Source organism: Candidatus Accumulibacter vicinus, assembly GCF_000584955.1.
GTDB classification, from domain to species: Bacteria; Pseudomonadota; Gammaproteobacteria; order Burkholderiales; family Rhodocyclaceae; genus Accumulibacter; species Accumulibacter vicinus.
Genome location: NZ_JDSS02000026.1, coordinates 67,987 through 72,234 on the forward strand (window position 1 = coordinate 67,987; position 4,248 = coordinate 72,234).

Genomic DNA, 4,248 nt, shown 5'->3' on the forward strand with positions numbered 1-4,248 from the left:
AGCGATCATTCCCGTCGGCTACCGCAACCGTTTCCAGCATCCCCGCCCGGAGGTCGTTGAACGTTATTCCGGCAGCCGGGTGTGGCGCACCGATCGGGATGGTGCGGTGCGTATCAGGCTGGCCAGCGGGCTGGCTCTCGCCGCGTATCGAACCGAGTATCGCCGTTACTGGCACGGGCAGTGAAAGGACCGGTATGCGATTCATCGCCGACAAAGAGCAAGAGCATCCCGACCACCGGACCGGGAAGGGGCAGCTTGATGCCTCGGGCGATGACTTCGCCGACGAGCGGAAAGAGCAGCAGTTGGCTCAGGGCGGCGAGCATGGTGTCCTTGAAGCGTCTATTCGCGAGGTTGCGGGGGCTTCGTCAGGACGATCGGAGCAGCCACACTGACCTGTCCGGACTCGGCAATTTCGCCTACACTGCTGGCTATTCGTTGCGTCGCCTGATCGGCGTGGGCGTGGATGTCGTACTGCTGCTCCGGAAACAGCCGAAAAATCATGTTTGTCGTTATGCAATGAGGTGAGAAATGGATACCTTTCTGCTCCTGTCGGGACGTGTCGCCGGCATCGGTGGCCTGCTGCTGTGCAGCATCGCCGCAGTACTGCGTCTGGCGGGCAATTATTACCTGGGAACGTTTCAACTCGCGACCGTCCTGCAGGGCGGCATGGCCGCAACCGTCGTGGGCTGTTTCCTGCTGCTGCTGTCGCTGACCACGCCAGGGAAAGCCCATCGTTCGCTGCGATCGCCTGAATGAGGCGTTTCGTCAAGGTGAAAGTCGCGTCAGCGATTCACCCACCGCCCCTCGCCTGCAAGCGGGAGAGGAAACAGCGCTGCTGGTAGGGCGGAGAGATCCTTGATCTCGCCATCGGGGGTCTCGGGGATCCGTTCTGGTGCCTGTCCGAAGCGGTTGCACCACAGGACTTGCAGGCCGCCAGCCTTGGCCGAATAGGCATCCCAGGCATTCGACGAAAGGAAGCAGATCGCCGTCGGGGCAAGTTGCAGGCGTTCACAGGCCAGCGCGTAGACTGCCGGGTGTGGCTTGAAGACGCCCACGTCCTCAACCGACAGCACGGCATCGAAGATATTCTCCAGACCGTTGTGGCAGACCACCGCCGCGAGCATCGCCGGCGTGCCGTTCGAGAGAATCGCCAACCTCATTCCCGCAGCCTGTAACCGGCGCAGCGTTTCGGGAACCTCGGGGTAGCAACCGAGATGAAGATAAAGGTCCATCAGTCGTTCGCGCAGGCCGGGCCGGTCGATGCCAAGGGTGTTCAGGGAAAAATCGAGCGCATCGCCGGTGACTTGCCAGAAGTCTGCATGTCGGCCGGCGAGTCCGCGCAGCCAGGTGTATTGCAGTTGCTTCTGGCGCCAGAGTTCGGAAAGGCGCTGCCAGTTGTCACCGATCTCGTCGCTGGCCGCGAGTGCTGCACTGTTGAAGTCGAAGAGTGTGCCGTAGGCGTCGAATACACACGCCTTGATGCCGTCCAGGTGCGTGATGTTCATGGTTCTGATCTCCTCCGTGATGTCGGTAGCGTGCTTGCCTGGCTGGCGGATGCGGCCGCAATCAGGCCCCGCAGGTCGGCGCAGCGGCCATCTCGCCACCCAGGGCGCCGCCGCAACTTGATCCTTGGCCTGCTGTGCAGCCATAGCAGTGGTTGGCCACCTGGATCGGATATCCATCGAGCGAAGCTGCCTGCACATCGGTGATGTGCAGGCGTCGACGACCGCTTCCGGTGATCGGCAAACCGAGCTGCTGGTTGAAGTCGCAGTCGTAAAGGTAGCCCTGCCAGTCGATTGAAAGCAGGTTGTGACACATGACCTGCTCGATGTTCTCGTCCCGGTGCGCGCTGCGCAATAGTTGCATGTAACTGTTGAACTGGCCCTTCGAGACCAGCATTGATCCGAAGCGCTGGATCGGCATATTGGTCAGCGTGAACAACTGGTTGAAAACGATGCCGAATTCGTGTCCGAGGTGCGCACGATAGGCGATGGCCAGCGGTCCTTGCGGCGGCGGTAGCGTAGGCCCCTGCGGATTGAAGACCAGATTCAGGATCAGGCCGCTGTCCGCCATGCCATAACCCAGCGCATTGAGGCGCTGCAAGCCCTTGATGCTCGCTTCGAAGGTGCCCTTGCCGCGCTGTCGATCGACGTTTTCCTCAAGGTAGCAGGGCAGCGACGCGATCACCTCGACACGGTGCCTGGCCAAGAAGTCGGCCAGATCCGCATGATCGGTTTCCTCCAGGATCGTCAGGTTGCAGCGGTCGATCACTCGCAGGCCGCGTTCGCGGCCGGAGATGACCAGGCGGCGGAAATGCGGGTTGAGCTCGGGGGCGCCGCCTGTCAGGTCCAGCGTCCCGACTTCGGGGCTGGCACTGATGAAGGTGAGCAGCGCATCGATCGTTTCTGCGGTCATTTCCTCCTTGCGCTGTGGACCGGCATTGACATGGCAATGTAGACAGCTCTGATTACAACGATAGCCGAGATTGACCTGGACCGTTTCCACCGAGCGCCGGGTCAAGGCCGGGAAAGTGGTGGTCGTGAGAAGGGGCAGGGTGGCGTGCATGACTTTCGTTCTCCGGTGGTTTGTCGGCATTGGTCGTGAGGTTGCTGGCTTTCCTTACACGTGCCTGGCAGGATCTGCAGGCGCTCTCACGATACGATATTTCAGACGTTTCTGCAGCGCATGCTGCCCCCCCGGGTGCGAATGAAAGTGTTGGGTGAGGCGATGTTGGTTTTTAAGCGGCCCTGCGCAGAGGCTCCGCCCAGCGCTTTTCCCAATAGGCTTCCCAGAGCTGGTTATGCCGCATGACGCGCAGGTTCATCATGGCCTGCGCGATGTCCTCCCGCCACCAAGCCCCCGGGCGCTTGAGGCGGGCCTGCACGAGGTAGCGATGAGCACTCTCGATCGCGCCAGAGCCGATGGGCAGATTCAGCGCAATCGCGCGGGGATAGTCCAACTGGTCGAGACGGTTGGAGAGGTAGCGCCAGGCCGCACGCACCGGGGCCTGCGCGTCATCTATCGGCGAGGGTTCGACGTGTGGCTTCATCTCCGCAACCACCTCGCCGGCCTGGCCGGCCAACAATCGCGCCTTCTGGGAAGCCACCCAATCCTTGGGGCAATCTGGCGCGCAGACCACACTGGCCGGGGTCAGATAGTCGCAAACGTGAAACAGGTCGATCAGGAAGCCTCCCTGCGCACCGAACTGTTCCTCAATTTGGTCGCCGATCCAGGTCGCGCCGTCGCCGACACCGTGAACCTGGGTCTTGGCGTTGAATCCCAGCGCCTCGGCCAGCCGCTTCCGGATGGCCCCCGCCTCGGTGGGGCCGTCCATCGTCACGCCCGCCTTCGGAACGACTTCACCCTGTCGCTGAGCGATACAGACTTTCGCTTCTCGCCAACGCGTGGTCTTCCCCTTGCGGGCGTCGGCAGCCCCCGCGAGCGTTTCGACAATGGGCACCATCCCCCCGTCCGTTTCCACGATTAGCCAGTTCGCCACGTGAGAGGGACGCGCGGCGGGTAGGCAGTCCGCCTCCGTCAATTCCCTGGCCACCCGCTCGGTGAGTAGCCGGGGCGCACAGGCGGCCAGGTCAATGCCGTAGTGTTCCTTCATCTTCGGCGCCACCTGGCCAAACGGGACGTCCGCGCCAAAATCGGCTATCGCTCGTTCCAGCGGCAGAGAATAGGCCCGGCACCGGATGCCGGCAACCTCCGAAAAGGGGCGAACCAACTGCTTTGTCCTCTGGTCGAGAAGGCACTCCTCCTCGACCGTTATCGGGCCATACGTCGTATACCAGTAGACTTTTTTTTGACGTGTCCAACGACCGGAGCGGCCGCCCGCGCCTCGGCTGTCACCGCCTCAGCGACCTGCCCGGCCCACCCCGTCAGAAGCTCTTGGCCCGTCTCCCGGAGGATTTCGGTCACGCGCCGCTCGGCTTCGTCGGCACGCCGTAGGTCTCCCTGAGCATTCTCCATCAGTTCCAGCATCTCCAGCACCTTGGCCAACATCTTGGGCTGGGCAGCCAGGCGGGCCGCCAAGACTCTCGTATCAAAAGCTTCGTCGCAGGAAATGAGGGGCATGGCTTCTCTCCAAAATGGGAACGCTACTCTACCGCAGATTCCTCGCCAATTTGGCAACGTCGCTACGTCGCCTTAGCACCTATCAGTTTCAACGTTGTCTTCGGTCATGTTGATCACACACATGTTGAGGAGGTGTCGAACGTGGGCTCGGTGCAGGTGTTAGCGAAT

The 4,248-nt window shown here is 61.9% G+C and carries 7 protein-coding genes and 1 pseudogene; 2 read left to right on the forward strand and 6 right to left on the reverse strand.

Annotated elements, in window-relative coordinates; translation table 11 throughout:
- Window positions 1-184: competence protein ComEC (locus tag CAPSK01_RS22855; RefSeq protein ID WP_273703609.1), on the forward strand; the 184-nt coding region annotated here is incomplete at its 5' end.
- A gap of 25 nt (window positions 185-209) precedes the next feature.
- Here CAPSK01_RS22855 and CAPSK01_RS22860 read toward each other — a convergent pair.
- Window positions 210-323: pseudogene (locus CAPSK01_RS22860) on the reverse strand (CidA/LrgA family protein); the annotation flags it as partial.
- 16 nt (window positions 324-339) lie between these two features.
- The gene (locus CAPSK01_RS22865; RefSeq protein ID WP_273703607.1) at window positions 340-501 is read right to left on the reverse strand and encodes a hypothetical protein; all 162 of its coding nucleotides are present in this window, start codon (window positions 499-501) and stop codon (window positions 340-342) included.
- A gap of 27 nt (window positions 502-528) precedes the next feature.
- On the opposite strand from CAPSK01_RS22865, the gene CAPSK01_RS12460 reads away from it, so the two are divergent.
- Complete coding sequence (locus CAPSK01_RS12460; protein ID WP_034927014.1) at window positions 529-756, forward strand: hypothetical protein; 228 nt, start codon at window positions 529-531, stop codon at window positions 754-756.
- Window positions 757-782: 26 nt separating this feature from the next.
- On the opposite strand, the gene CAPSK01_RS12465 is transcribed toward CAPSK01_RS12460, so the two are convergent.
- The 4 genes from CAPSK01_RS12465 to CAPSK01_RS12480 all read right to left on the reverse strand — a co-directional run bounded on the left by CAPSK01_RS12465 (window position 783) and on the right by CAPSK01_RS12480 (window position 4,080).
- Complete coding sequence (locus tag CAPSK01_RS12465; protein WP_034927017.1) at window positions 783-1,505, reverse strand: haloacid dehalogenase type II; 723 nt, start codon at window positions 1,503-1,505, stop codon at window positions 783-785.
- 61 nt (window positions 1,506-1,566) lie between these two features.
- Complete coding sequence (gene arsS, locus CAPSK01_RS12470; protein ID WP_034927020.1) at window positions 1,567-2,565, reverse strand: arsenosugar biosynthesis radical SAM (seleno)protein ArsS; 999 nt, start codon at window positions 2,563-2,565, stop codon at window positions 1,567-1,569.
- Between the two features lie 172 nt (window positions 2,566-2,737).
- Window positions 2,738-3,730 carry an ISKra4 family transposase gene (locus CAPSK01_RS12475; RefSeq protein ID WP_273703608.1) on the reverse strand — a complete coding sequence of 331 codons (993 nt, stop codon included), beginning with the start codon at window positions 3,728-3,730 and terminating at the stop codon, window positions 2,738-2,740.
- A gap of 41 nt (window positions 3,731-3,771) precedes the next feature.
- A complete protein-coding gene (locus tag CAPSK01_RS12480) occupies window positions 3,772-4,080 on the reverse strand; it encodes a hypothetical protein (protein ID WP_034927023.1) in 309 nt (102 codons plus the stop codon).
- Window positions 4,081-4,248: the final 168 nt, after the last annotated feature.